At 43.4% G+C, this 26,293-nt stretch carries 21 protein-coding genes and 1 tRNA gene; 12 read left to right on the forward strand and 10 right to left on the reverse strand.

Annotation, left to right across the window (positions count from 1 at the left end):
* The 6 genes from bamA to SKC37_RS09055 all read right to left on the reverse strand — a co-directional run bounded on the left by bamA (nt 1) and on the right by SKC37_RS09055 (nt 7,591).
* Nucleotides 1-2,655 (reverse strand): outer membrane protein assembly factor BamA, encoded by a 2,655-nt coding sequence (gene bamA, locus SKC37_RS09030; RefSeq protein ID WP_377981160.1) that lies wholly within the window; start codon nt 2,653-2,655, stop codon nt 1-3.
* 16 nt (nt 2,656-2,671) lie between these two features.
* On the reverse strand, nt 2,672-3,412 hold the full coding sequence (locus tag SKC37_RS09035) for an isoprenyl transferase (protein ID WP_377981161.1): 741 nt from the start codon (nt 3,410-3,412) through the stop codon (nt 2,672-2,674).
* Between the two features lie 70 nt (nt 3,413-3,482).
* A complete protein-coding gene (locus SKC37_RS09040) occupies nt 3,483-4,178 on the reverse strand; it encodes a DUF6089 family protein (RefSeq protein WP_377981162.1) in 696 nt (231 codons plus the stop codon).
* 26 nt (nt 4,179-4,204) lie between these two features.
* Entirely contained in the window at nt 4,205-5,743 is a 1,539-nt protein-coding gene (locus SKC37_RS09045; RefSeq protein ID WP_377981163.1) for a DUF1501 domain-containing protein, read from the reverse strand.
* A gap of 2 nt (nt 5,744-5,745) precedes the next feature.
* Nucleotides 5,746-7,116 (reverse strand): DUF1800 domain-containing protein, encoded by a 1,371-nt coding sequence (locus SKC37_RS09050; protein WP_377981164.1) that lies wholly within the window; start codon nt 7,114-7,116, stop codon nt 5,746-5,748.
* A gap of 1 nt (nt 7,117) precedes the next feature.
* Complete coding sequence (locus tag SKC37_RS09055; protein WP_377981165.1) at nt 7,118-7,591, reverse strand: hypothetical protein; 474 nt, start codon at nt 7,589-7,591, stop codon at nt 7,118-7,120.
* Between the two features lie 153 nt (nt 7,592-7,744).
* On the opposite strand from SKC37_RS09055, the gene secA reads away from it, so the two are divergent.
* Nucleotides 7,745-11,098 (forward strand): preprotein translocase subunit SecA, encoded by a 3,354-nt coding sequence (secA, locus tag SKC37_RS09060; protein ID WP_377981166.1) that lies wholly within the window; start codon nt 7,745-7,747, stop codon nt 11,096-11,098.
* Nucleotides 11,099-11,308: 210 nt separating this feature from the next.
* Here secA and proB read toward each other — a convergent pair whose 3' ends face one another.
* Both proB and aat read right to left on the reverse strand, forming a co-directional pair.
* Nucleotides 11,309-12,337, reverse strand: a complete 1,029-nt coding sequence (gene proB, locus SKC37_RS09065) for a glutamate 5-kinase (RefSeq protein ID WP_377981167.1) — start codon at nt 12,335-12,337, stop codon at nt 11,309-11,311.
* A gap of 13 nt (nt 12,338-12,350) precedes the next feature.
* On the reverse strand, nt 12,351-12,959 hold the full coding sequence (aat, locus tag SKC37_RS09070; protein ID WP_377981168.1) for a leucyl/phenylalanyl-tRNA--protein transferase: 609 nt from the start codon (nt 12,957-12,959) through the stop codon (nt 12,351-12,353).
* A gap of 223 nt (nt 12,960-13,182) precedes the next feature.
* Here aat and SKC37_RS09075 point away from each other — a divergent pair, with 223 nt between their 5' ends.
* The 9 genes from SKC37_RS09075 (at nt 13,183) to SKC37_RS09115 (ending at nt 23,559) form a co-directional block, all read left to right on the forward strand.
* A complete protein-coding gene (locus SKC37_RS09075; RefSeq protein ID WP_377981169.1) occupies nt 13,183-13,845 on the forward strand; it encodes a GNAT family N-acetyltransferase in 663 nt (220 codons plus the stop codon).
* Nucleotides 13,846-13,852: 7 nt separating this feature from the next.
* Nucleotides 13,853-15,046, forward strand: a complete 1,194-nt coding sequence (argG, locus tag SKC37_RS09080; protein WP_269001566.1) for an argininosuccinate synthase — start codon at nt 13,853-13,855, stop codon at nt 15,044-15,046.
* 1 nt (nt 15,047) lies between these two features.
* Nucleotides 15,048-15,989, forward strand: coding sequence for an N-acetyl-gamma-glutamyl-phosphate reductase (gene argC, locus SKC37_RS09085; protein ID WP_377981170.1), 942 nt, complete (start codon nt 15,048-15,050; stop codon nt 15,987-15,989).
* 92 nt (nt 15,990-16,081) lie between these two features.
* A complete protein-coding gene (locus SKC37_RS09090) occupies nt 16,082-17,209 on the forward strand; it encodes an aspartate aminotransferase family protein (protein ID WP_377981620.1) in 1,128 nt (375 codons plus the stop codon).
* A gap of 95 nt (nt 17,210-17,304) precedes the next feature.
* Nucleotides 17,305-19,422: a peptidylprolyl isomerase gene (locus SKC37_RS09095; protein ID WP_377981171.1), complete on the forward strand. Its 2,118-nt coding sequence runs from the start codon at nt 17,305-17,307 to the stop codon at nt 19,420-19,422.
* A 61-nt stretch (nt 19,423-19,483) separates the two neighbouring features.
* On the forward strand, nt 19,484-21,142 hold the full coding sequence (gldG, locus tag SKC37_RS09100) for a gliding motility-associated ABC transporter substrate-binding protein GldG (RefSeq protein ID WP_377981172.1): 1,659 nt from the start codon (nt 19,484-19,486) through the stop codon (nt 21,140-21,142).
* A gap of 107 nt (nt 21,143-21,249) precedes the next feature.
* On the forward strand, nt 21,250-22,374 hold the full coding sequence (dnaN, locus tag SKC37_RS09105; RefSeq protein WP_377981173.1) for a DNA polymerase III subunit beta: 1,125 nt from the start codon (nt 21,250-21,252) through the stop codon (nt 22,372-22,374).
* A gap of 191 nt (nt 22,375-22,565) precedes the next feature.
* Nucleotides 22,566-22,979: a thioredoxin family protein gene (locus tag SKC37_RS09110; RefSeq protein WP_377981174.1), complete on the forward strand. Its 414-nt coding sequence runs from the start codon at nt 22,566-22,568 to the stop codon at nt 22,977-22,979.
* 172 nt (nt 22,980-23,151) lie between these two features.
* Nucleotides 23,152-23,559 (forward strand): lipocalin-like domain-containing protein, encoded by a 408-nt coding sequence (locus SKC37_RS09115; protein WP_377981175.1) that lies wholly within the window; start codon nt 23,152-23,154, stop codon nt 23,557-23,559.
* Here SKC37_RS09115 and SKC37_RS09120 read toward each other — a convergent pair.
* Complete coding sequence (locus tag SKC37_RS09120) at nt 23,552-24,364, reverse strand: TerC family protein (RefSeq protein WP_377981176.1); 813 nt, start codon at nt 24,362-24,364, stop codon at nt 23,552-23,554. The two genes, SKC37_RS09115 and SKC37_RS09120, sit on opposite strands and share 8 nt — an antisense overlap.
* A gap of 148 nt (nt 24,365-24,512) precedes the next feature.
* Between SKC37_RS09120 and SKC37_RS09125 the strand changes: the two genes are divergently transcribed.
* A tRNA-Val gene (locus SKC37_RS09125) sits at nt 24,513-24,587 on the forward strand.
* Between the two features lie 119 nt (nt 24,588-24,706).
* Complete coding sequence (locus SKC37_RS09130) at nt 24,707-25,087, forward strand: DUF2237 family protein (RefSeq protein WP_377981177.1); 381 nt, start codon at nt 24,707-24,709, stop codon at nt 25,085-25,087.
* A 34-nt stretch (nt 25,088-25,121) separates the two neighbouring features.
* Here the strand turns inward: SKC37_RS09130 and SKC37_RS09135 are convergent, their stop codons facing one another.
* On the reverse strand, nt 25,122-26,216 hold the full coding sequence (locus tag SKC37_RS09135; RefSeq protein ID WP_377981178.1) for a Fic family protein: 1,095 nt from the start codon (nt 26,214-26,216) through the stop codon (nt 25,122-25,124).
* Between the last annotated feature and the right edge of the window lie 77 nt (nt 26,217-26,293).

The raw sequence follows: 26,293 nt of genomic DNA on the forward strand, positions 1-26,293 counted from the left end.
TTATCTAAGTTGTTGTCCAATCGAGAAAGTGAACGCTTGACGACCAAAATCCGAATCTCCCGGACGTGGTTTATCAAAGCCCATCCCATAGTCAATTCCAATCATACCGAATGCCGGCATAAAGATACGAGCACCTACTCCAGCTGATTTGTACAAATTGAACGGATTGTATTCCCCTAAAGAGGCAAAGTTATTCCCTCCCTCAGCAAAACCTAACAAAAAGATAGTAGCCGACGGATTCAATGAAACAGGATAGCGAACTTCCATTACGAATTTATTATAAGCAACACCTCCATTACCATAGGAACCTGATGGCCCAATGACGCGGTCTTTGTAACCTCTTAAGCCAACAATATCGCGGTTAAAAGAGAATCCTTGCACCATACCTGATCCACCTAGATCAAAGCGCTCAAAACGGGTTGTCTCTTTTCCTCCGTATGAACCTAAGAACCCTAAGTGCGCCCGCGTATGTAAGATAAATTTACCCACCAATGGACTAAACCAACTCGCATCCATCATCCACTTATGGTACTCAATTAAGAGATTGTCTTTATTTAAGCCTAACATACTGAACGGTGGCGTAAGCGTTCCTGATAGAGAGAAACTAGACCCAGATCGAGGGAACGTAGGATTATCTATACTATTTCGCGAAAAGTTCGTCATAAACGTTACAGACGTTGAAATACCTTGAGGATAGGCCCACGTATAATAACGATCTACATCAAAACGAGAGAACGCTAAGGAGTGACTTAAGGAGAAATAATCATCCGGCCATTTTAATCTTTTTCCTAAGCTTATCGACAAACTTGTGACATTAAAGTGAGCATCTACTAAAGAATCAGGTACGGAGTAATTTCCGTATCCACCACCATAACCACCTAGGCCACCACCGTAACCGCCGTAGCCACCGTAACCACTTCCATAACCACCGCCGTAGCCACCTAGGCCACCTTGATTAAAATTGTTATACCCTGTTTGACGAAATTTATAAGGATAAGAAATACTACTATTTAATGAGATCGAAAGGGAATTAGGTTTCTTACCTCCTAACCAAGGCTCTGTAAAGGTTAAACTGTAGTTTTGAAAAGAAGCACCATTGGCTTGAAAACGAATGGCTAATTTTTGTCCATCACCTGCCGGCAATGGGTGGTATGATTTTGTATTAAAGACATTCTTAGCTGAGAAGTTATTAAATACGACCCCTAAAGTACCTACGAAGCCAATATAACCACCCCAACCACCTGAAAGCTCGATCTGATCTGATGGCTTCTCTTCTACATTGTACTCGATATCTACTGTCCCATCTGGACGAGGAACTGGATTCGGACTAATCTTCTCTGGATTGAAATATCCAATGGTAGAAAGCTCACGTACAGTACGAATGATGGCAGATTTATTAAATTTCTGGCCTGGCAAGGTACGAATCTCCCGCATCACCACGTGATCCGAAGTTTTAGTATTACCATTCAAAGTTACCTTATTGATGGTGGCTTGCTTACCTTCTGAAATACGAATGGTCAAATCAATCGAATCACCTTCAATCGCTGTTTCAACCGGCTCTGCTCGGTAATACAAGTAACCATTATCCATATACACTGAACTTAAATCCTCACCGGGATTTGAATTCATCTTTTTGTCTAATTCTTCCGTATTGTAAACGTCACCTTTCTTTACTCCTAATACGTCATGTAAAACTGAATCCGGGTAAATATAATTACCCTCGAAACGAATGCTACGGTAATAATATTTGCGTCCTTGCTCTATATTTAATACTAGATTTATAGACTCTTTATTGAAATTACCGATGGAATCAGACTTCAATTGAAAATCACGGAAACCTAATTTATTCATCGCCGCTAGCAACTTTTCTTTGTCTTCATCCCATTTTTTAGGAACGAATTTAGACGGCTTAAATATCCGACCAAAACGAATCTGCTTTGTGTTTTTAATCTTGCGTAAAATCAACGAGCGTTGACTTTCATCGATACCATTGATAATGATTTTATTCACTTTTACTTTCTCCCCTTTATCAACCACGATTTGTAAAATCGCATTATTCCCCCGCAAAGAATCCGTCTTAATCGTAGACTTTGTCTTAGCATTTAAACGCCCTTTTTCTTGGTAATATTTACGGATGGTTAATTCTAAATTTTTACGAAGCGTTTCCGTGATGATCTTCCCTTTATAGGTCTTCATCTTTTCGTTTAAGGCTTCTTGTTCCCCTTTTCTGATTCCGGTGTATTGAATAGAAAATAAACGCGGACGCTCTTTCAACTCGATCGTTAACCAAATCTTATCCCCCTCCACTTTCGAAGCAAATATCTGTACTTCATCCAAGATTCCTTGGTTCATAATCTTCCGAATCGCAGCACCTATGGCTTCCCCAGGCACTTTGATTTTATCCCCTACTTGTAAGCCAGAGATGTTGATCATCGAAGTCCCATCGTAAAATTGAGAACCTGTTACTTGAATATCTGTAATGGTATACTCTTTCGGATCAGCATAGGAGAAACTCATATCAGGAAGAGCGGAGCCCAGGGAACGTGCTCCACCCAAAATTTGAGCGGATGCTGAATATGCACCTAGGATAAAAATAAGTAGACCTATAGCTAGACTACGGGCATTCATTAATCGGATGGCAATTGATTTTTTCATACGGGGGCCTCAGCCCTTAATTTAATTGTTCACTAATCTTTCCAAAACGTCTTTCACGCATTTGAAAGTCTATAATCGCTTCATTTAGATGTTCTTTTCTAAAATCAGGCCAAAACAAATCTTCAAAAATATACAACTCTGCATAGGCTAATTGCCATAGCATAAAATTACTAATTCGGTGGTCGCCTCCCGTCCTAATCATCAAATCTGGATCAGGCATTCCAGCCGTAGCTAAGTACTCATTTATCGTATCAGCATTAATGGATGCTGCGTTTAATTCGCCACTTTTTACTTTCTCTGCTATCTGCTGAGTCGCTTGCACTAGATCCCATTTACCGGAATAAGACAAGGCTAAATTCAAGGTTAAACCCTTGTTGTTTGCCGTCTTCTCCATCGCTTTTTCGAGTTCAACGCGAGATGAGGCTGGTAATTTACTTAAATCCCCAATGGCTTTTAGGCGAATATCTTTCTGAATCATTCCAGGCAATTCGTCCTTTATGGCACTGACTAGCAAACTCATTAAAGCGGTCACTTCTGCTTTCGGGCGATTCCAATTCTCTGTAGAAAAGGCATATAAGGTCAAAAACTTTACGCCTAATTCACCACAACCCTCTATCGTCTCACGTACCGCTTTCAAGGCAGATCTATGTCCAAAAACACGATCCATGATCCCTTGTTGCTTTGCCCAACGTCCATTACCATCCATAATAACGGCGATGTGAACAGGTACATTACGTAGGTCAATTAACTCTTTCAATTTCTAAAGGATTTGCATTCAGTAAGGGGCAAATGTACTCATATTGGCCACCCTATCCAATTAAAACTTGTTAATAGGTAGGACAAAAAACGGATTGAATGGTATAAGTCACCGTTAAGGAGGAATTTAAAAATTGATCTCCTTTCGATAGATTAAAAGATGATTCGCCTCCATCTGCCAATGGGCGATCCAATGCATCCGTAAAGGTTTTTCTAGCTCCCAAGTCCCATTGGATACCCCAACTAGGAGATAATTGATATTTGAATCCTATTCCAAAAGGCAAAGCATAATTCATCTTTGTTTTTGTCCGGAATCCTGTTCCATTTTCTTGACCAGTAACACGCGCAAAAACGGTAGAAGCACCCACATAGAAATAAGGAGTCCAATTATTCACGCGTCTAACCGAATTTTGGTAATTCAAGAAATTATATTCCACTAAGGCATCTATTCCGAAAATTGACGTAGCAAAATTAGTAGCCGGAAGAGAGACTGTTGTAGGCGAAACTCGATTTCCAGTACCTCCACGCAAATCAGTCATGACCGTTTGTAAGCGGTAAGCAAATGTGGGATTATTTTGATAACGCACTTGAAGATTTAAGGCAGGACGAGTCATTGCAAACTCCTTATTGTTGGGCAACGTGTGCCAATTTGCCCAAGTACCGTGGTACAAGGAACCACCTAAGCCTGCGCCGTAAGACCAACGTTGCGCACTTGCGGACAAGGTAAACAACGTAAATAAAATCACTAAATAGAGGTTCTTTTTCATCAATCTACAAAGATAAGCATCTGATTCTAATTTACTATAATTAATCGCTTGGTTATTCTAGCTCCGGTAGAGGTAGCTAAACTAACCAAATAATTTCCAGGGGGGAAATTCCTCAAATCGACCGAATAGGTATACGTACCACTGAGCACTTCACCTCCAAAAATTGATCCCACTTTTTGACCTTGCATATCAAATAAGGCTAATTCTACTCGCATAGGCTCAAATGCCGCAAATTGAATGCGAACTTGAGTAGACGCTGGGTTAGGCGCAGGATCAAGTAACGTAACTTTCACCCCGGCCTCAGCGATGAGCGGAGAATTCAAGAAGATAGGTAATCGATCAAATGATTTCTTAAAAATACTATTTGTGCTCGTTTGGGATAAACCTAAATGATCAGACAAAATGGTCGAATAGACTTGGCGGTAATCAAAATTAGCTTTCAAATCGCCATTGGAATCCAGGTTAACCAAATTAGGATTCTCCCCTATCAAGCCTCCACGTACCGTATTTCCAATGACAAATAGCGGAGCTGCCGTTCCATGATCGGTTCCTGTGGTACCGTTTTGATTTACTCTACGACCAAATTCCGAGAAAGTCATCAAAGTCACTTTATCCCCTTTGTTTTGGGTTTTTAAATCTTTCTGAAAGGCCGTCACTGCATCAGAAATTTGTTTCCAAAGGTTAGCGTGCTGATTCAATTGATTTGCATGGGTATCAAATCCTCCAATCGTGCATAAATAGACCGGTGTTTCTAATCCTCCTGAAATTAATTTAGCTACGATACCCAGTTGCTTCGCTAAACTCGTGGCAGGATAAGTCACTGAGTTTGCTCCTTTCAGGGCACCATCCCGAATCACTTTCGAATATTGAATCGACGTACTAGAAATTTGTTTCAAAAAGGCTAATTCCTCCCCAGCTAACGTTGCGGGTGGAATCTCATCATCCGCTAAAGTACCAGAAACCAATTGATAGAATAAAGCAGGATCCTCAAAAACCGTTCCAAAACGACCGATATCGGATTGAAACAAAAGGGATTCGACCGATCCTAATTGGATCGCCATCGGTTGAGAGGGCATCGTTATGGGATAGGCTGGGTATTTTTCTGCTAAATAACGGGCAGCCCAACCCTCCTCCCAGACCACATTCGCATCGGAGCCCGTATTCCAAATATCAGTGGCACGGAAGTGTGATCTATTCGGGTTTGCGTAGCCTACGCTTTGGACGATAGCTACATTCCCCTGGTCGTACAAGGATTTTATCCCGGTCATCGAGGGATGCAAATACATTCCGTTTTTAAGAACTAAGGCATCCGTTTTTTTGATGGCGATGTCTGGTCTTTTGGCAAAATAAGTGTCATTTTCCGCCGGAATCACGGTATTTAAACCATCATTCCCACCTGCTAATTGTATGATTACTAACACGTTTCCGGCAGGGACTGAAGCCGCTAAACCAGCAGGCAATGTCGCATAGGCTTGACCCGGAATTCCCGCAATGCCTAATCCTACGCCTCCTGAAAGAAGCGCCATTTGCCTTAAAAATTCTGAGCGAGATAGATCTTTTTTCATCCTTAGCAAAGTTGAAATTCAGGTAAACGCATCACTGCTTTGAAAAATTGCTGCAGATTCGCGCTTACTCCAGCAGTGTAAGTGGAATAGTTTTTCACAATCGTACCGGCCAGCAATGTTTCTAATAAAAAGGCTTTCTTCTTCGCAGATACGGGAAAAGCTAAAAACAACGCACACACATCATCGACAAATTCCACCGCTTTCTCTGAATTACTAAATGTTTGAGCAAAAGGAACAGGCACTAATTTACCTGTAACAGCCACTCCATTATAGCGCTTTCCAGTAATCAATGAATCCGTAAATCCACCCCGGTAGGAATAGGTAGTAGACGAAATCCACTCCCGCTGACCCGGCCACCCCGCCACATCAGGCGGTTGAAAGAGTTGCATCTGAAGTACTTTCGACATATCATACAGGTTGATGTAATCAGGTGCTGTTAGTTCTAGGAGTTTGGATGCTCCTACCATTAATTCTGTCGGATTCTTGATTTTACTACCAAGGTAGGCTGGTGTAAAAAACTCATCCGAAGTAAATAAGAATTTAAGCAAAGGCTTTATTTCATAATTAGCCGAGCGTAAAACGGCTGCCATTTGTAAAACGAAAGCTTCGTTTGGCTTATAATAAACGAATTCTTTGTAGAGTTTTCGACAGATAAATTCTGCGGTGGCTTTCTGCTCAAAGATGTGATCAATCAAGGTATTGACATCAAACTTAGCCGTCTTACCTAAAACGGTAACGGAGGCTTCTGTATACCAACGGGTTGCAACAAAATTAGCTTTCAAACCGCTTACCTGCCAGCCGGATAATACTTTAGCCGCCTGCTTTACGTCAGTTTCTGTATAGTTGCCTATACCCATGGTGAATAATTCCAACAGCTCGCGCGCATAATTTTCATTCGGAGCAGATCCGCGGGAATTGTTGCCGTCTAAGTAGATCAGCATGGATGGATCGATGGAGATCTCTTTCACTAATTGTTTGAAATTCCCAAACGCATATTTCCTAAATAGGGCATTTTGAGCGTACATGTTTTGGGGATAAGTCACTTTATCCCGCTCATTTGCAAAATGATTATGAAAGAAGAGGACCATTTTCTCCCGCATATTCAGGCCCTCTTTATGCATCAAATTAAACCACCAATAATTGAACTCCCGGTACCAAGTCCCCGTTTCGCCTGATGTTGTCTGAGACGCAGCGGGTACGGTGTTAACCCAAGTATTAGGAGGGGCTGGGGCAGGATTATCTTTCAATAAAGTGGCGTCCAACAAATCCACAAAAGTCCCGTAGCCTTGGGCAAGCGTTAAGTTATTCTTAGAATAACCGAAAAGGGTTCTTCCTAATAAATGACTCACATGGGTTGCATTCCAAACTGCCATATTAATTAATGAATTTAATTCTCAAAGTCGTATCTGGCTTGGAGAAACGTTGAACGCGCACATCAAGTGAATTAGCGGCTTTCATTACTCGCTGAGGGACCGCCACTTGATCGAAGAAAACAGGATCAGCTTCGACTAGATCCACTAACTGTTTTTTACCTTTCTCCCCCTTAATTAAGAGATAATAATGAATTTCGCTTTTGTGTTTTGCGTCCGTGTATTTCTTTCGGATTGACCCATTCCAGGCCATCTCTGTGATTTCGTCAGCGTCGTTGTACACTTTTTCGGACCAAATATTGGGCAAAAAGATTTGTGCTGCGAAAGCCATTCCCGTCATAGCGATGAGAATAGAGCCGAAATTTTTGCCAAAAAAATCATCCTTGTTCGCCGATGCACCTCCACCCATACCACCGAAAAGGGGCATTTTTAATTTTTTGCGGGGAGCTCTACGCGGTGGAACTGGAATGTCTGACATTTTGTTGAGTAGTTTAATTTACAAATCAAGTAATTTTGATTGGATTCTAACATTTTTTCGGATTAATTTATCGATTATAGTTAGGATAAAATTTCAAATTGGTAAATTGCCTTTTCATTTTTTCCAAACGCCTAACAAGCATAGATTATTATAATGATTTCATTCATCAGTAAATCGGTAACGAAAATTTTTGGCACGAAATCAGAGCGCGACATTAAAGCGTTGATGCCCATCGTTGAGAATATAAAAAACGAGTACGCTAAATTAGCTAGCTTGACCGATGACGAATTACGCGCTAAAACGGCGGAGTTCAAATCGCGCATCGCCGCTTTTTTACAAAATATAGATTCCCAAATCATCGCATTACACACCTCAGCTGAGGAAACAGAGGATGTAGATGCAAAAGACCGTTTTTTCCAAGAAATCGATGCACTTCAAGTAGAGCGTAATTCAAGCTTAGAAGTAGTATTAATGGAAATCTTGCCTGAAGCTTTCGCGGTGGTGAAAGAAACGGCGCGTCGTTTCACAGAAAATAAACAATTAGTTGTATCAGCAACCGTAGAAGATAAATTCATCGCTTCTAAGAAGAAGAATGTGGTGATTGAGGGAGAGAAAGCAATTTGGAAAAATCAATGGTTAGCCGCTGGAAATGAAATTACCTGGGATATGGTGCACTATGATGTGCAGCTAATCGGGGGTATCGTATTACACCAGGGAAAAATTTCTGAGATGGGTACGGGTGAGGGAAAAACACTCGTTTCGACTCTGCCTACCTACTTAAATGCCTTAGCGGGTCGCGGGGTTCACTTAGTAACAGTGAATGATTACTTAGCGAAACGTGACTCGGAATGGAACGCGCCTTTATTTGAATTCCACGGTTTAAAGGTGGATTGCATCGATAAGCACGAACCGAATACAGAAGAGCGTCGTGTCGCTTATATGGCGGATATTACGTATGGTACGAATAATGAATTTGGCTTTGATTACTTGCGTGATAACATGGCGCGTAGTTTAGAGGATCAAGTCCAAAGACCCCACCATTTCGCAATGGTCGATGAGGTCGATTCCGTGTTAATCGATGATGCAAGAACGCCATTGATTATCTCTGGACCGATTCCAAGAGGTGACGAACAAGAGTTCGAAACGTTCCAACCACGTATTCACAAATTAGTAGAAGCACAGAAGCAGATCGTTCAAAACTTCTTAGTGGAAGCAAAGAAATTGATCGCCGCAGGTGATAAGAAAGAGGGTGGTTTAGCCCTATACCGTGCGTACAAAGGTTTACCTAAGTCGAAGCCGTTGATCAAGTTCCTTTCCGAAAACGGAATGAAGCAATTGATGAACGAGACCGAGAGCACATTCTTGGCAGACAATCAAAAATTAATGCCTGAGGCAGTAGCGCCGTTATTGTTCACGATCGAGGAGAAGAACAACCAGGTAGAGATGACCGAAAAAGGCTTGGAATTCATGAGTGGCAACACCGAGAATCCGAACTTCTTCGTACTACCGGATTTGTCTATCGATTTAAACAAGATAGAACAAAACAAGGAATTATCTGACGCTGACCGTTTGGGCGCGAAGGAGCAATTGATCCAAGAATATAACGAGAAAGCATCGCGTATCCACACGGTGAGCCAATTATTGAAGGCCTATACCCTATTCGAGAAGGATACGGAATACATCTTAGTAGATGGCAAGGTGAAAATCGTAGATGAGCAAACGGGTCGTGTAATGGAAGGCCGTCGTTATTCGGATGGTTTACACCAGGCGATTGAGGCGAAGGAAGGCGTGAATGTAGAAGATGCGTCCCAAACCTATGCCACCGTTACCCTCCAAAATTATTTCCGTATGTACCACAAATTAGGTGGTATGACAGGAACGGCGGAGACGGAAGCGGGCGAGTTTTGGACGATCTATAAACTAGATGTCGTTTCGATTCCTACGAATCGCGTCATTCAACGTAAGGACCACGAAGATAAAGTGTACCGCACGGTGCGCGAAAAGTATAACGCGGTAGCAGAAGAGATTCAAGAATTAGTAGCCAGCGGACGTCCAGTCCTAGTCGGTACGACTTCGGTAGAGAACTCAGAATTATTGAGCCGTTTGTTAACGATTCGTAAGATTCAACACAATGTTCTTAATGCCAAACAACACGCACGCGAGGCGGAAATCGTCGCAGAAGCGGGTCAATCAGGCAAGGTAACGATCGCTACGAATATGGCAGGTCGTGGTACCGATATTAAATTAAGTATAGAATCTAAAGCCGCTGGTGGTCTTGCGATCATCGGTACGGAGCGCCACGAATCACGTCGCGTCGATCGCCAGTTGCGTGGTCGTGCGGGTCGTCAAGGAGATGTGGGTTCGTCACAGTTCTTTGTTTCCTTAGAGGATAACTTGATGCGTCTTTTCGGATCAGACCGTATCGCGAAAGTGATGGACCGCCTGGGAATGGAAGAAGGCGAAGTGATTCAACACTCGATGATTACGTCGTCGATTGAAAGAGCACAGAAGAAGGTGGAAGAGAATAACTTTGGCATTCGTAAACGTCTATTAGAATACGATGACGTCATGAATTACCAACGTAACGCTATCTATAAGCGTCGTCAAAACGCCCTATTAGGCGAGCGCCTTTCTTTAGATATCATCAACATCTTGTTCGACGTATGCCGCGACATCGCGACGCAGTTCACAAACTACGATGATTTCGAATTGAAAACGATTGAATTATTAGGAATGGAACCGCCATTCGAGGCGTCAGCGTTCAATAAACTGAGCAATGACCAAAGAACGGAACAATTATTCCTAGCGGCAGAGCAACATTACAAGTCGAAAAACGAGGTCATCGCCTCTCAGGTCATTCAGGTGGCTCAAGAAGCGAAACAACACGGCTATTCTGGCATTCAAGTGCCGATTAGTAATGGCCAAATGACGACAGGTATCGTCGTAGATGCAGACAAAACGATTTCAACACAAGGTAAAGAAGTGGTCAAAGAGATGGAGAAATTCATCACCTTATCGCTGATCGACCAAGAGTGGAAAGAGCATTTGCGTGAGATGGATGATTTGAAACAATCCGTTCAAAACGCGGTATTCGAACAAAAAGATCCTTTATTGATCTACAAATTCGAATCCGTTAACTTGTTCCAACGTTTCGTTTCCCGTGTGAACATGGATACCATCAGCTTTGTGATCAAAGCCGAAATTCCAGCGGTTCAACAAACGAATCAATCCGCAGCCAAAGCACCGAAAGAGAAAGCACCTAAATTGCAAATGAGCAAAGACGATGCCATTTCTTCTTTATTAGGTGGCCTAGCCGGTTCTCAAGAGGAATACCACGAACCATCTACCCCATCGGTAGAGCGAGCGGCACCTCGCCAAGCCATCAAAATTGCAGATCGTAACCAACGCGTGACTGTTCAATACGCTGACGGAAGCATCAAAGAAGATGTGAAGTACAAGACGGTGGAGCAAGATGTGGAAAGTGGGAGAGCGGTGGTGATAGCATAGTGCGCTTTTGCGCTGCGCGCAAAACGGCGCGACTATGCTAGTCCGGAGGAAGATAGTCCGAAGTCCGGAGGAAAATACGAATTGAGTCCGGAGGAAGGATAGAAATATATAAAAGAGCCCTAGGTGCCCCCCTTTGGCTCTTTTTTTTATATTATATCTTGAAAATACATCTATTTACTTCGGACTTCGGACTCTCTCCCTACGGACTAACTAAATAAGAACGATGTCGTCGGCGTTAGCGACCTCCACCCCTTTTCCGGCCTCCTCCAGCTCTGCCTTCGAGCATCTAGCTCTTGCAATGGCAAATGGAGTTTTAGTGGAATCCAATAATTCGATGACCTCGCCTTTCATGAAATCACCTAAGATTTCAGTGATGCCTACGGAAAGAAGGCTTTTGCGAGAAGTGATCGCTTTGACGGCGCCTTTGTCTAGGACGACTTTGCCGGTGATGAGGCTGCCGGCGGCGAGCCATTTTTGGCGGGCTGTTAAGCTGGCTTTGCCTGCTTCGAAGACCGTGCCTATTTTTTCGTGTAGGGCGTCTACGATTCCGCCTGCGTTATCTAATCCAAAAATCACGACTTTGATACCTAAGCGCATGGCAAGGCGGGTGAATGTTAGTTTCGAGATCATGCCGCCTAAACCGGTAGATGAGGTATCAGAGGAAACGACGGATAAAGTGGAGGCGTCGATTTTAGGCACGTGGCGGATGATTTCGCCGTTTGCGTCTAAGAGGCCGCCTACGGAAGTAGATATTAAGAGTTTTTCTGCGCCAAAGCCGGTAGCGATCAAGGTCGCTAGTTCGTCGTTGTCAGAGAATTTTAGTTCGGTGTTAGAGACTACGTCATTTTCGTTTGCGATGGGAATGACGTTGCTTTTCCACAGTTCCGTGTAGGTTTCCTTTAGTTGTAGGAAAGATTCGCGGTTGGAAAAGTGGTGGCGTTCGCAAAGCGATTGGGCGATGGCGATGCCGTATTTTGAGAAATACTGGTTGTATTTTGCAATGAGGATCGGGTTTCCGATCGCTGCAGCGGCTTTTCGTTCAGAAAGGGTGCCTTTGTAATTCGTTAAAAAAGCTTTTCCAGCGGCCACGGCTCCGGAGGAGACGAGGACGATGTGGTAGTCTTTTGCGAGGCTAGAAACCTGGGCTGCGATCTTTTCCAACGTCTGCTCATTCACCTCCCCATTTTTGTGGGTGATGGAGGAGGAACCGAATTTGATGACAAGAATGGGCCTAGACATACCGCAATTTACGTTAAATTGTGGGTTTCTGAAAATGGCAGGTGCTTTTTAGGGCTTTGGTTAGTCTTCTGAGGTAGGCAGACCGGGGAATATCGATAGCGCCGTAACGCAATACGTTATCGTTCATGAATTGCGAATCTAACAACTGGTAGTTTTGTTCGCGCAGGATTTGGATCAAATAATGAAAGGCGACTTTAGAGGAATTAGAGACAAAGGAGAACATCGATTCGCCAAAAAATACGGCCCCTAAAGAAACGCCATATAAACCTCCCACCAGTTTATCTTCTTGCCAGGCCTCCACTGAATGGGCTAAACCCATAGAGTGTAATTCCGTGTAGGCTGCGATCAATTCTTCGGAAATCCAGGTTTCATCTTCCGTAGGACGGGGCAAGGCACAATTGCGCATGACTTGCTCGAAACAGGTGTCTACGCGGATCTCGAAGCGTTTTTGGTTGATGATGGGCTTCAGCGATTTGGCAGGCTTATAACTCTGAATGGGAATGATTGCACGGGGATCTGGACTATACCAAAAAATCTCTCCAGTCTCTTCCGCCATGGGAAACATACCCGATGCGTAGGCATAGACTAGGGTTTCGGCGGTGAGTGGAGTGGAGGCTTCCATGAAATAATTACTTGATTATTGGGATTTAAACGAAGATTTCACGAAATTCGACCCTTAAATGCGATTGTCACTTGACAAAGCTTTGGCAAAACTAAAGAATGACGTTTACTAATTCAAATTATTACTCCACCTCTCCTCTTCGACGAAGGAGACGATTCATCTTCCGGGTCTGATACCCTGAAGGTGTTTGTATAATTTGTTTCATTCTTTTTTACGTTCTTAAATGAATAAATATACCGTTCAAGTGGCTAGCGAACAACATTTCGCCCTAGCCGAATCCATCTGCCACGAGATGGCTGAATCAGCCAAAGCCCGCGGAACCGGAATTGCCAAGCGTACCCCAGAATACCTTCAAGAAAAAATGTCAGAAGGCAAAGCGATCATCGCAACTGATGACGTAGACGGCTCTTTTGTGGGTTTCTGTTATGTAGAAACCTGGCAACACGGGAAGTTTGTGGCGAACTCTGGTTTGATCGTAAAACCGAGTTACAGACAGTTTGGTGTGGCGAAAGCAGTAAAGGAACGCGCCTTTGAGTTATCGCGCACTCGGTATCCGGACGCTAAAATCATTGGTATCACGACGTCCCTAGCGGTGATGAAGATTAACTCTGACCTAGGTTACGAACCCACGACTTTTGCAGAGTTGCCGGTGGATGATAATTTCTGGAAAGGATGTGAGTCCTGTGTGAATTTTGACATCCTGACGAGAACAGAACGCAAGACCTGTTTGTGCACTGGAATGATTTACGATCCAGAGAATCCGGATAAGAAAACACCGGAGGAAAAAGACGAGAAATGGCTATTCTTGAAGAATATCGCCGATTTCACGCGTTTGAAGAAGTTTAAAGAAAAATTATTACAGCCTTTCACAAAGAAGGCAAAATAGAAATAATATGAGCAAGCCTAAAGTAATTCTAGCGTTTAGTGGTGGTTTAGACACCTCCTTTTGTGTGAAATATTTAACGGAAGAGCGCGGCATGGAAGTGCACTCAGCCTTAGTGGACACGGGTGGTTTCTCTCCGGCGGAGTTGAAAACGATCGAGGAGAAAGCCTATTCGCTGGGTGTGACTTCGCACGTGACGTTAGATGTGGTGGAGGAATATTACCAGGATTGTTTGAAGTATTTAGTCTACGGAAACGTCTTAAAAAATAATACGTATCCCCTTTCTGTCTCTGCTGAGCGCGTTTTTCAAGCTACAGCAGTCGCTAAGTATGCTGCCAAATTAGGAGCCAAAGCCATCGCGCACGGAAGTACAGGCGCGGGTAACGACCAAGTTCGTTTCGATGTGGTGTTCAGAATCCTAGCACCTGAGTGCGAGGTGATCACGCCTATCCGCGACTTGCAATTATCGAGAGAAGCAGAAATCGAATTCTTAAAATCGAAAGGCGTGGTGCAAGAGTGGCACAAGTCGACTTATTCGATCAATAAAGGCCTTTGGGGTACATCAGTGGGTGGAAAAGAAACCTTGACTTCTGACGGTTATTTACCTGAAGAGGCTTGGCCTACTCAATTAACAAAGACTGCTCCTGAGAAAATCAGCTTGCAATTCGAAGCGGGTCAATTAGTCGGTTTAGATGGAAAGAAATTCCCATCGACTGTGGCTGCGATCCGTGAGTTGACGGAAAGAGCGGGTGCTTTCGCGATTGGCCGTGACATCCACGTGGGTGACACGATCATCGGGATTAAAGGACGTGTGGGCTTTGAGGCTCCAGCGCCTTTGATCATTATTAAAGCACACCATTTATTAGAGAAACACGTATTGACGAAGCACCAATTGTATTGGAAACAAAACATCGGTGATATGTACGGAACGCTATTACACGAAGGCCAATTCCTAGAGCCAGTGATGCGTAATTTCGAAACGTTCTTAGCGGATACGCAAGGCAATGTGACGGGTACGGTTTATGTGACCTTATCTCCTTACCAATTTATGGTGACGGGAATGGAATCGAAATATGATTTGATGTCGTCTGTTTTTGGGGCGTACGGAGAGATGAACAAAGCGTGGACAGGTGACGATGTGAGAGGATTCTCTAAAATCGCGTCGAACCAAACGATGATCCACCGGAAAGTTAACGAACAATAAGATGGCAAAGATCGGAATCGTAGGGGCCGCAGGCTACACTGGAGGCGAATTACTAAGAATCTTAGTGAATCACCCGGATGTGCATTTGACCTGTATATTATCGAATTCACAGGCGGGAAAATTGATCTCGGATGTGCACACGGATTTATTGGGCTCAACGCATTTACGTTTTTCCAAAGACCTAACACCCGTAGACGTCCTCTTCTTATGTTCTGGACACGGCGAATCGAAGAAATTCTTAGCCGCGAACGACATTCCTTGGCACACGAAAATCATCGATTTAAGCACGGACTTCCGCGATGAATCCGAAGGCTTCGTCTATGGTTTAGCTGAGTTCCAAAAAGAAAAGATCCAATCCGCGACCAAAATCGCGAACCCTGGTTGCTTCGCCACTTCGATCGAATTAGCCCTTTTGCCTCTAGCGGCAGCTGGATTAATCACCGAAGACGTGCACGTTTCAGCGATCACCGGTTCGACTGGCGCGGGTCAATCGCTTTCGCCTACTAGCCATTTCTCCTGGAGAAATAACAATGTGAGTGTGTACAAGACGTTTACGCACCAGCATTTGGCAGAAATTAAACAGACTTTAGGTACTCAGCAGGCCATCCATTTTATCCCCTACCGCGGCAATTTCTCGCGTGGGATCATGGCAAATGTGTACACGCCTTACAGCGGGACGCAGGAACAGGCCGAAAAACTATACGAAGATTTCTACGCGAATTCGCCCTTCGTTTTCCTTAGCCCAGAGGCGGTGGATGTGAAACAAGTGGTGAATACGAACAAGTGTTTTCTTCATTTACAGGTCCATGAGGGCCAAATCCTCATCAGCTCCGTGATCGACAACTTGATCAAAGGTGCGTCCGGCCAAGCGGTTCAGAATATGAATTTGATGCTGGGGTGGGAGGAAGATGCTGGATTGAAATTAAAAGCCATTGGCTTTTAAAAAATTGTGAATGGTAAGTGGTGAATGATAAATGTTCCCTCCGGACTCATTTCCTCCGGACTGCCCACTGCCCACTGACAACTGACAACTGAATTATGAACTTATTCAACGTATACCCCCTCTACGACATTGAGCTTGTAAAAGCGAAAGGAAGTACGGTGTGGGACAAAAACGGCCAGGAATACCTGGATTTATATGGTGGTCACGCGGTGATTTCCATCGGACACTCGCACCCTACCTATGTGAAGCGAATGACGGAACAGCTAAACAATATTGGCTTCTACTCGAATTCGATTATCATTTCAGGTCAACAAGAGTTGGCGGAGAAGCTGGGTCGCGTGTCTGGATACGAAAATTATACCCTATTCTTAACGAATTCAGGAGCGGAATCGAATGAGAATGCCTTAAAATTAGCCTCGTTTCATACGGGTCGTAAGAAAGTGGTAGCGTTTTCGAAGGCTTTCCACGGGAGAACGGCTGGGGCTGTGGCGGTGACGGATAATCCGAGCATTGTGGCGCCTATTAATGACTCGTCTCATGTGAGTTTCTTGCCATTTAATGGTTTGGAGGGATTGGAAGCGGGGATTACGGAAGAAACGGCGGCGGTAATTGTGGAAGGAATTCAAGGTGTGGGAGGTATTCAGGTGGCGAGCGATGCGTTTTTACAGGCGTTGAGAAAGCGTTGTGATGAGACGGGGGCGCAATTGATTTTGGACTCAGTGCAGTGTGGCTATGGCCGTTCTGGACAATTCTTTTCACATCAGTTTGCCGGAATTCATCCGGATATGATGACGACTGCCAAAGGTATGGGCAATGGCTTCCCTATCGGTGGTGTGTTAATCGCGCCACATATTCAGGCGAGTTATGGCTTGTTGGGTACGACTTTTGGGGGGAATCACCTGGCTTGTACGGCAGCAAATGTGGTGCTGGATGTGATTCAAGAAGAAAAGTTGATCGAGAATGCGGCGAAGATAGGTGACTATATTCAGAAAGAGCTGAAAGGCATCCATGGAATTACGGAAGTGAGAGGTCGCGGTTTGATGATCGGGATTGAGGTAGAACAGCCTGTGGGGACCGTGAGAGATGCTTTATTGTTTAAAGAACACCTCTTCTGCGGTTATTCAGGGAAACATACCTTGCGTCTTTTGCCTAGCTTAGCGATCGATCAGAAAATTGCGGATCAATTTTTACAAAGTTTAAAAACGGTTTTAGCAAATTAACCCTTGCTTTTGAACTAGAAATGTGATTATTTTGCGTTTCTTTGTTCAAAACACAAGAGCAAAATAAAGAGTAAAAACAACTATTTATCCTTATAATGGCATTAATTACAAAAATTAGAGAGAAGTCTGGAGTAGCGGCGGCGGCGATTGCTATCAGTTTAGTATTGTTCCTAGTAGGAAGTGATATTTTCCAAGGTAAATCCTCTTTGTTCGGGTCTAACTCGCAAGAAGTAGGTGAAATCGCTGGAGAAAGCATCATGATCCAAGATTTCCAAAAGAAAGTAGAAGAAGCTACTCAGAATTATACTGCCCAAACGGGTAAAGGTCCATCTGAGCAAGAAGCGAGCATGATTCGTGACCAAGTTTGGAACCAACTAATCCTAGACATCGCATACAAGAAAGAATTCGATGCCTTAGGTATCAAGGTTTCTGACGAAGAATTAATCGACATGGTGCAAGGAAACAACATCCACCCATCTGTTCGTCAGCAATTCACTAACCCTCAAACGGGTCAATTCGATAAGATGTTCGTGGTTCAGTTCTTAAAGAACTTGAAAACATTGCCAGTAGAGCAACAACAAGCGTGGGATCGTTTTGAGAAGTCTATCTCTCAAGATCGTATCCGTGCAAAATACGAGAACTTGATGCGTATGTCTAACTACGTAACTCAAGCAGATGCGGCGAAAGAATACCAATCGCAAACAGCGAAGTTCAATTCGAAGTTCTTATTCGTTCCGTTCTTCTCTATCGCTGATTCTAGCATTAAGGTACAAGATTCTCAATTAGAGGAGTATTTAGCGAAACACAAAGACGAGTTCAAAGGAACGAACACCCGTTCTATCCAATACGCTACGTTCCCAGTGATTCCTACAAAACAAGATACAGTAGAGTTCTATAACTCTATCAAGAAGTTAGCGAAAGATTTAGCGGTAGCGCAAAACGATTCAGCTTTTGCGATGTTAAACTCGGATGTTCGTACTCCATATTTAGTTTCTTATTCAGAAATTCCTGAAGCGGTTAAACCTCTATTAGGAACTTTCCAAGTAGGTGGAATTTACGGACCATTCAGAAATGGCTTATCTTATTCCATCTATAAATATGGTGGTGTAAAGAAAGATACCTTATTCACGATGCGTGCTAGCCATATCTTGATCGCACCAGCGAACAAGACAGATTCAGCAAAAGCACAAGCGAGAACACGTGCAGAAGGAATTTTGGCACAAATCAAAGGAGGCGCAAGCTTCGAGACTTTGGCCCAAATGAACGGAATGGACGGATCTGCACAACAAGGTGGTGATTTAGGTTATTTCAAAAATAACGGTTCGATGGCTCAGTCATTCGAAAAAGCGTTGTTCGGTTTCAATGGCGCTGGTTTAATGCCAGGTGTAGTAGAAACTGAATTTGGTTTCCACATCGTGAAAGTAACAGACGCGAAAACAAACACCAGCTATAAGTTAGCCGCGATCAACAAAACGATTGCGCCATCTCAAGCGACTATGGATAAAGTGTTCACGACGGCTGATGCGTTTGCGAATGCAAATGGCAACTTAGCTTCGTTCGAAGTGGCTTTGAAAAAAGACAAAAACTTAATCATGATGCGCGCTGAACGTTTGACAGAGAATGCATCTGCGGTAAATAACTTATCGAACGCACGTGAAATCGTACGTTGGGCATTTGATGACAACACGGCAGTAGGCGATGGTTCTAAGAAAGTATTTGAGCAAGATTCTCAATACATCGTGGCGTATGTGACGGGTAAGTCTGAGAAAGAGAATGTGAAAGTAGAAGACTTCCGCATCGAATTAACGGCTTTAGTTCGCAATCAATTGAAAGGCGAAATGATCGCTAAGAAATTAGAGAACAAGAAAGGTTCATTAGAGCAAATCGCACAGGCTTATGGCGCGGGTGCTTTAGTAGAAACGGTTCAAGATATTACGTTAGCGAGTGGTATGTTAAATACAGCGGGTCCTGATGCAATTGCATTAGGTCGTATCGCAGGTTTGAAAAACGGTAAGCGTTCGAAAGTATTCGTAGGAGATAACGGCGTGTTTATCGCGGAGAAAATCAGCGGAGCACCGGCACCAGCTTTAGCGGATTACTCTTCTTACAAGAACCAAATCCAAATGATGAACACACAACGTTCTTCATTCTACATTAACGAAGCAATTAAAGAAAATGCGAACATCGTAGACAAGCGCTACAAGTTCTATTAAGATTTAGAATTTTCGATTAGAAAAGCATTCTGCAAGGGATGCTTTTCTTGTTTAACACGATATGAAGACGAACTTGAATCGTTTTGGTTCTTATTACCTGATCGGAATCGGCCTCCTGCTGATGGCGCTTAGCCCCCTTGTGCGTGGTCGCTTTGACCTAAGCGAAGATGGTAAGTATACTTTGAGCGAATCGAGTGAAGTCATCTTAAACAGTATCGATTCCCCACTGCTCATTCAAGTGTATTTAGGTGGAGATGATTTGCCGGGAGGTTTTGAACGTCTCCAAAAAGAAACCTTGGATTTGCTGGCTGATCTAAAATCTGTGAGCGCAGCGAATATCGAAGTACAAGTTGTCGATGTCTACGATGAATATCCCACAGATGAGGCGCGGGCTGCCTTGACACGTACGTTGGATTCTTTAGGCATCCCTCCTACTAATTTAGTCCATAAGGACAATGGCAAGCAGGTGCAACAACTCGTGTTTCCAGGTCTTGTTATCTCGAAAGGGGCGTTAAAAACGGGGGTACTTTTATTAAAAGGAAATAAATTAGCGGGGCCTGAAGAGATCATCAATCAGTCGATTGAGGGATTAGAATTTGAGATCGTTCAGGCAATCCAAACTTTGTTACCCCAAGAGCGCAAGAAGATCGGCTTCTTCGTTGAATATTCATCTACCCCGGCGATTGCACAGATTGATCTAATTAACAGCTTAAAACGCAAATATGACCTATTCCCGGTCGACTTAGCAGCCTCTCCTACTTTGGACGGCTTAGATGCCATCTGTGTGCTGCAACCGACCCGCGAATTCAGCGAGTCTGATGCGTATAAAATTGATCAGTTTATTGTCAAAGGCGGTAAGGCACTATTCCTGATGGATGGGGTGAAAATCGATACATTGGAGAATCAAGGTCTGGCGATTAGCCCGCACAAAACGGGTTTAGAAAATATCCTGTTCCATTATGGCTTGCGAATCAACGCGAACCTAGTAAAGGACGCACAGCTTTCAGGTATGATTCCATTGAAAGTGGGCAATATGGGCAATAAGCCAAACATCCAGCTGATGCCTTGGCCGGCTTTTCCCTTATTAAATGGCAATCCCTCTTTCTTGATTACGAAAAACTTGGATGCGGTTTATGGGCGTTTTGTTTCGACATTGGATACCATTTCTGGGGTTCCTCTGCGCAAAACGGCCTTGTTACGTACCAGTCAATATACGCAGCTGTCCAAAGCTCCTGCCTTACTTTCTTTCAGCTCTGCGGGTAAGGATTTTGACCCAGCCGCATATAATGCGGGCATGCAAACGACAGCCTATTTAGTGGAGGGAAAATTTACGTCTGCTTTCACACACATTCGCGAGGATTCGAATCTCGTCGCGTCCAGTAACAGTGAATCTGCCATTGTGGTGGTAGGCGATGGCGATGTGGCAGTGAATGGTGTGGATTATCAAACACGGCAGGCTTTGCCATTAGGGTTCGACCCATTCATGAAGAATACCTTTGCGAATAAGGACTTCTTACTAAATGCGTTTAGCTACCTGATAGATGATAACTCGCCGCTGTTAGCGCGGTCTAAATCGATACAGCTTCGTCCATTGGATAAGGCCAAAATCCAAGCAGACGGCACTTTCTATCAGGTCATCAACATTGCGGTGCCGCTTCTTTTTGCCACACTGTTAAGTTTAGCCGTGGTCATTTACAGAAAGCGTAAATACAATCGCTAAATACATATGCCAAAACCTTTGGTAGAAAGCCTAAATTATTTTAACTTCAAGGTTTGAACGACAGCCTGTCGAAAACCCTTTTACACGTATCTTAAAGCTAAATTATAATGAAGTTTCTTGTAGCCTCTAATGTCTTATTAAAGCAATTATCAGCCATCAATGGGGTGGTTGCTAGCAATCCTATCATTCCTATCTTAGAGAACATCTTAGTGGAATTAGAGGGTAATACCTTGATCTTAACGGCATCAGACTTACAAACGGTGATGACGACGCGTTTAGAAGTGGAAGGATTCGAAAACGGATCCATCGCTTTACCAGCGCGTTTATTGTTAGAAACCTTACGTAGCTTACCAGAACAACCGGTAACGATTTCAGCAGACCAAGCAACTTTTGGCGCAGAGATCTCGACTCAAAACGGTCGTTTCAAATTATCCGGCGAAAACCCAATCGACTTCCCGCGTATCCCAGAAGTAGCGAAGAATCAAACGATTTCTCTTACTTCTATGGTTTTAGGAGAAGCGATTGCCAATACCTTATTAGCGGTTTCTAATGACGATATGCGTCCAGCGATGACTGGTGTTTTAATCCAAATGGCTGGCGATCACACGAACTTCGTAGCGACTGATGGTCACCGTCTCGTACGTTACCGTCGCAATGACATTCGCCCGGAGGCACAGAGTAGCTTGATTTTGCCAAAGAAAGCTTTGGCCCTATTAAAATCTACACTTCCAGCAGATGACACGAATGTAACCGTTGAATTCAGCGCCTCAAACGCATTCTTCAGCTTCCAAAGCTTCTCCCTTATCTGCCGCATCATCGACGAACGTTTCCCTGAATACGAGAACGCGATCCCGAAAGAAAACAACGAGATCTTAACGATCAACCGTTTAGAGTTCTTGAGCTCGGTAAAACGTATCTCGATCTACTCGAATAAAACAACGCACCAAATCCGCTTAAAGCTATCCGCTAACAAGCTTACGCTTTCAGCAGAGGATTTAGACTACTCGAACGAAGCAAACGAAGTACTTGCTTGCGACTACGCAGGAAAAGAAATGGAAATCGGTTTCAACGCGAAATTAGTTTCTGAATTGCTATCAAACCTATCTGCGAAATTCGTAGACATCAAATTAAGCGAGCCTAACAAAGCGGGATTAATCATCCCATCGGATCAAGATGAGAATGAGGATATTCTTTTGTTGGTGATGCCGGTGATGTTGAATTCATATAATTAATCCGTAGGATTAATTATATGAATTCAACATAGTCGACAGTCGGTAGTCGATAGTCGACAGTTAAAGAGCAAAGATTATAGAGTAGAGAGTAAAACCGAAAAATGGTAAATGATAAATGGTAAGTGGTAAATGATTTCGATTTAAGCCTTTTCCCATTCACCATTCACCATCCACCATTTACCATTAGATGTATGAGATACCTACTAATTGCCCTATTGTTCGTTTCTTTTGCTAGCATCGCGCAAGACGAACCAGCTGGTGTACGTTTCTTCGAAGGAACTTTCAGACAAGCGATGGCCAAAGCCAAGAAAGAGAACAAAGGCATCCTATTCGATGCGTATACGACTTGGTGTGGTCCTTGTAAGGTATTAAAGTCTAAAGTATTCCCTAACCCAGAATTAGGTGCTTACATCAACGAACACTTCGTGTCTATCGGTGTGGACATGGAAGCGGGAGAAGGCCCAGCCTTAGCGAATATGTATCCATTAGAGGGTTATCCTACTGTCTTCTTTTTAGATGCCTCAGGCAAGGTAAAAAAGAAAGTCTTAGGCCTGCCTCAGGGTGGCGCGAAAGAGCTGCTAGCGATAGCGAAAAGTATTAAATAAGATACTACAAGAAATAAATTCCAAAGGCTTCATGAAGAAAATTCATGAGGCTTTTTTTTTTGCCGCCAAATAATAATTTGTTCCGAAATCCGAAACAGGAACAGATTGCCCTACTCTTTCGTAACATCATCTGAACAGATGCTATTACATTTGTTTAACAAATAGCAATCAGATGAAAAATACTCTATTTCTCGCATTAACCTTAAGCCTTTTTGGATGTAAAACTAGCTACAAAAGTATTAGGAAAGCATTCATTGGAACTTGGCACCTGAGTAGTTCAACTATTAATACCTTAGACAAAGGGATGATCATGTACAGCCCTGACGGTCATATGGTTGCTTTGCTGAGTAGAAATGACAGCCTGATCATAGGCTATAGTGGCAAATATAAAATTAATACTAAGGAGTCTGTTGTCACGCACTTTAGAGATTTCTATCCCCTTATTCCTTTTCCAAAAGGAACCCCAGTACCAATTTTTATTAGGGACTATTCATTTAGCGAAAATGGACAAGTTCTAACATTAAAGCCTAAGGAGACAAAAGGGCAAGAACTTGTTTGGAGAAAAGTGAGTTCTAGATAATTCCTTCTCTCTCCGCCTGGTTCTTCATATCGTTTATTTCCACTTTCTTCGTGCTGCGCTTGCGCATCTGGATGTTAATGAATTCTACGAATAGGGAGAATGCGATGGAGAAGTAGAGGTAGCCCTTAGGGATGCTGCCTATGGAGTTGCCTAGGATGGTTAGTTCAGAGTCGTGGCTCGCTTCTGCGATCAGCATGAAACCGATCATGATTAAGAATGATAGTCCCAAAACCTGCAAGGACGGGTGATTGTTCACAAAACGGCCTACAGGGCCCGAGAATCCCATCATAATTAACGCAGATACGACTACGGCGATAATCATCACCGGCATATTATTAGTTAAGCCTATGGCAGTTAAGATAGAGTCTATGGAGAAGACTAGGTTAATGAGCGCGATTTGCGTTACAACCTTTGCTACTGAATTCACTGCTTTCTTTGCACCGGAGACTTCGTGCTCCTCGCCTTCTAGCTTTTGGAAGATTTCATTCGTCGCTTTATAAAGTAGGAACAAGCCACCCACAAAGAGGATGATCGCCTGGCCAGACGGTGCGGCCTTCAGCCATGGATAGTCGATGTGCGTAAAGGGTTGCTGCAGTGAAATCAAGACCGAGATCCCGAACAACAGGATAATGCGGAAAACCATCGCCAGCATAAGACCGATATTGCGCGCCTTGCCCTGCTCCTCTTTAGGTAAGCGGGAGGCCGTAATCGAAATAAAGATGATATTATCGATCCCTAATACGATCTCCAAAAACGTCAATGTCAATAAACTGACAATACTATCTACCGAAAGCAATGATTCCATAAAAATATTTTTCTGCCGCAAAGATGGTGTGTTTCAGGCAGATAATCAAAGAAAAGGGCCTCTGAGACAAAATTTATCAACTTTTTTCAAACCCAGACTTGCATATTTTAAAATAAAATAAGATATTTGCAAACCAATTCAACGAAATGGTCCTATAGCTCAGCTGGTTCAGAGCACCTGCCTTACAAGCAGGGGGTCCTAGGTTCGAATCCTAGTGGGACCACAAAAACCACCTCAAACGAGGTGGTTTTTTTATTGTCCTACATTTAAATCTGCCTTTAGCTTATTTTAATTAAAAAAACATAGTTTTATAGGAATACAATTAATCGCTAAATGACCCTAATGAATAATTCACTCAATGTTTTCAACGAGCCTTTGCTGATTTGTGGAACTAGTCCGATGACGGGGGCCTATCGAGATGGTTGCTGTAACACGGGTGTGAACGATAGAGGTACGCATACGGTTTGTGCGGTGGTGACCAATGAATTTTTGCAGTTTTCCAAAAGTAGGGGGAACGACTTGACCGTGGATTATCCAGCATCTGGTTTTACCGGTTTAGTGGAGGGATATAAATGGTGCCTTTGTGTATCCAGGTGGATAGAGGCCTACCAAGCTAATGTGGCACCTCCCCTTATATTAAAGGCGACACATGTTAAGACTTTGGAGTACATCTCACTGAAGGAGCTGATGAAGTTTGAATATAAGCCTTTGACAAATGGTTAATGCCGAATGTAAACTTTCGATTAATTAGAGAAACTTACAGAACTAACACATAATTCGTACTTCGCCCGCCTGCTAGATCCTCCTTTAGTATTCCTTTTTCGATTAGGTCTTTGATATCGCGTAAGGCGGTGTCATGGGAGCATTTGGCGATTTTAGCCCATTTAGAGGTGCTTAGGTTGCCATCGAAGTGGTCAAACAATTTGTTTAAAAGGATTCTTTGGCGTTCATTAATAGAGGTTTTGTCCATTTTATGCCAAAATTCCGTCTTCACCAGCAAGGTGCGGAGCTGTGAATCTGTTTCTAATAGCGCTAAGTGTACACAGTCTAGAAACCAATGCATCCAATCTGTGATGTCCCCGTCGCTGTGTTGGACTTTTTGCAAAGTGGCATAATAGTTTTTTTTCTGGATCAGCATTTGACTGGACATGCTGTAAAAGCGTTCAGCTGATTTTTCTGATCTGGCTAAAAACAGGTCACTAATCGCCCGGGCAATACGTCCGTTTCCATCGTCAAAAGGGTGTATGATAATAAACCAAAAGTGTGCGACGGCCGCTTTTAGCACGGGATCCATAGGCACATCGCTGTTTAGCCAATCGATGAAAATGTCCATTTCTTGTGAGACCCTGGCAGCTTCTACCGCCACATAATGCACCTTCTCTTTACCCAAGGCACCCGATACGATTTGCATTTCTCCCGACCGGTAGCGGCCCACCTCTATTTTATAGGGACCACTATAACCGGTAGGAAAAAGTGCGGCATGCCAACCGCATAGACGTTCATTCGTGATAGGGCTTAGAAAATTTACCGTTGCATCTAAAACCATATCGACTACTCCATCCACTCTCCTGTCGTCAGTGGCTAATCCACCCGCTTCGATTCCCAATCGAATCGCCACCGAAGATCGAACTTGATCATAGTTTAGGTGTTCCCCTTCAATTTCAGACGATTTGACCACGTCCAAAGTCAACGAGTTCAGCTGAGCATCTTGTCTGGACAGAAACCCGATCGCAGACATTTGGCCAGAAATTTTACCCTGTAATAAGCGAACCTCCCCTAAAAGTAGATTTAGTTCTGCTTCTTTCCAGGTGAAATTAGGCCAAGTGGGTGATTGATAGATGTATTTCGCCATGTTCAATTAATTCAATGCGGTAAATATATCGATTATTCTACGCAAAAATGCGTCGATTAAGGAAATTAATCGACGCA

It is taken from the genome of Aquirufa esocilacus (assembly GCF_042715595.1).
GTDB lineage: Bacteria > Bacteroidota > Bacteroidia > Cytophagales > Spirosomataceae > Aquirufa > Aquirufa esocilacus.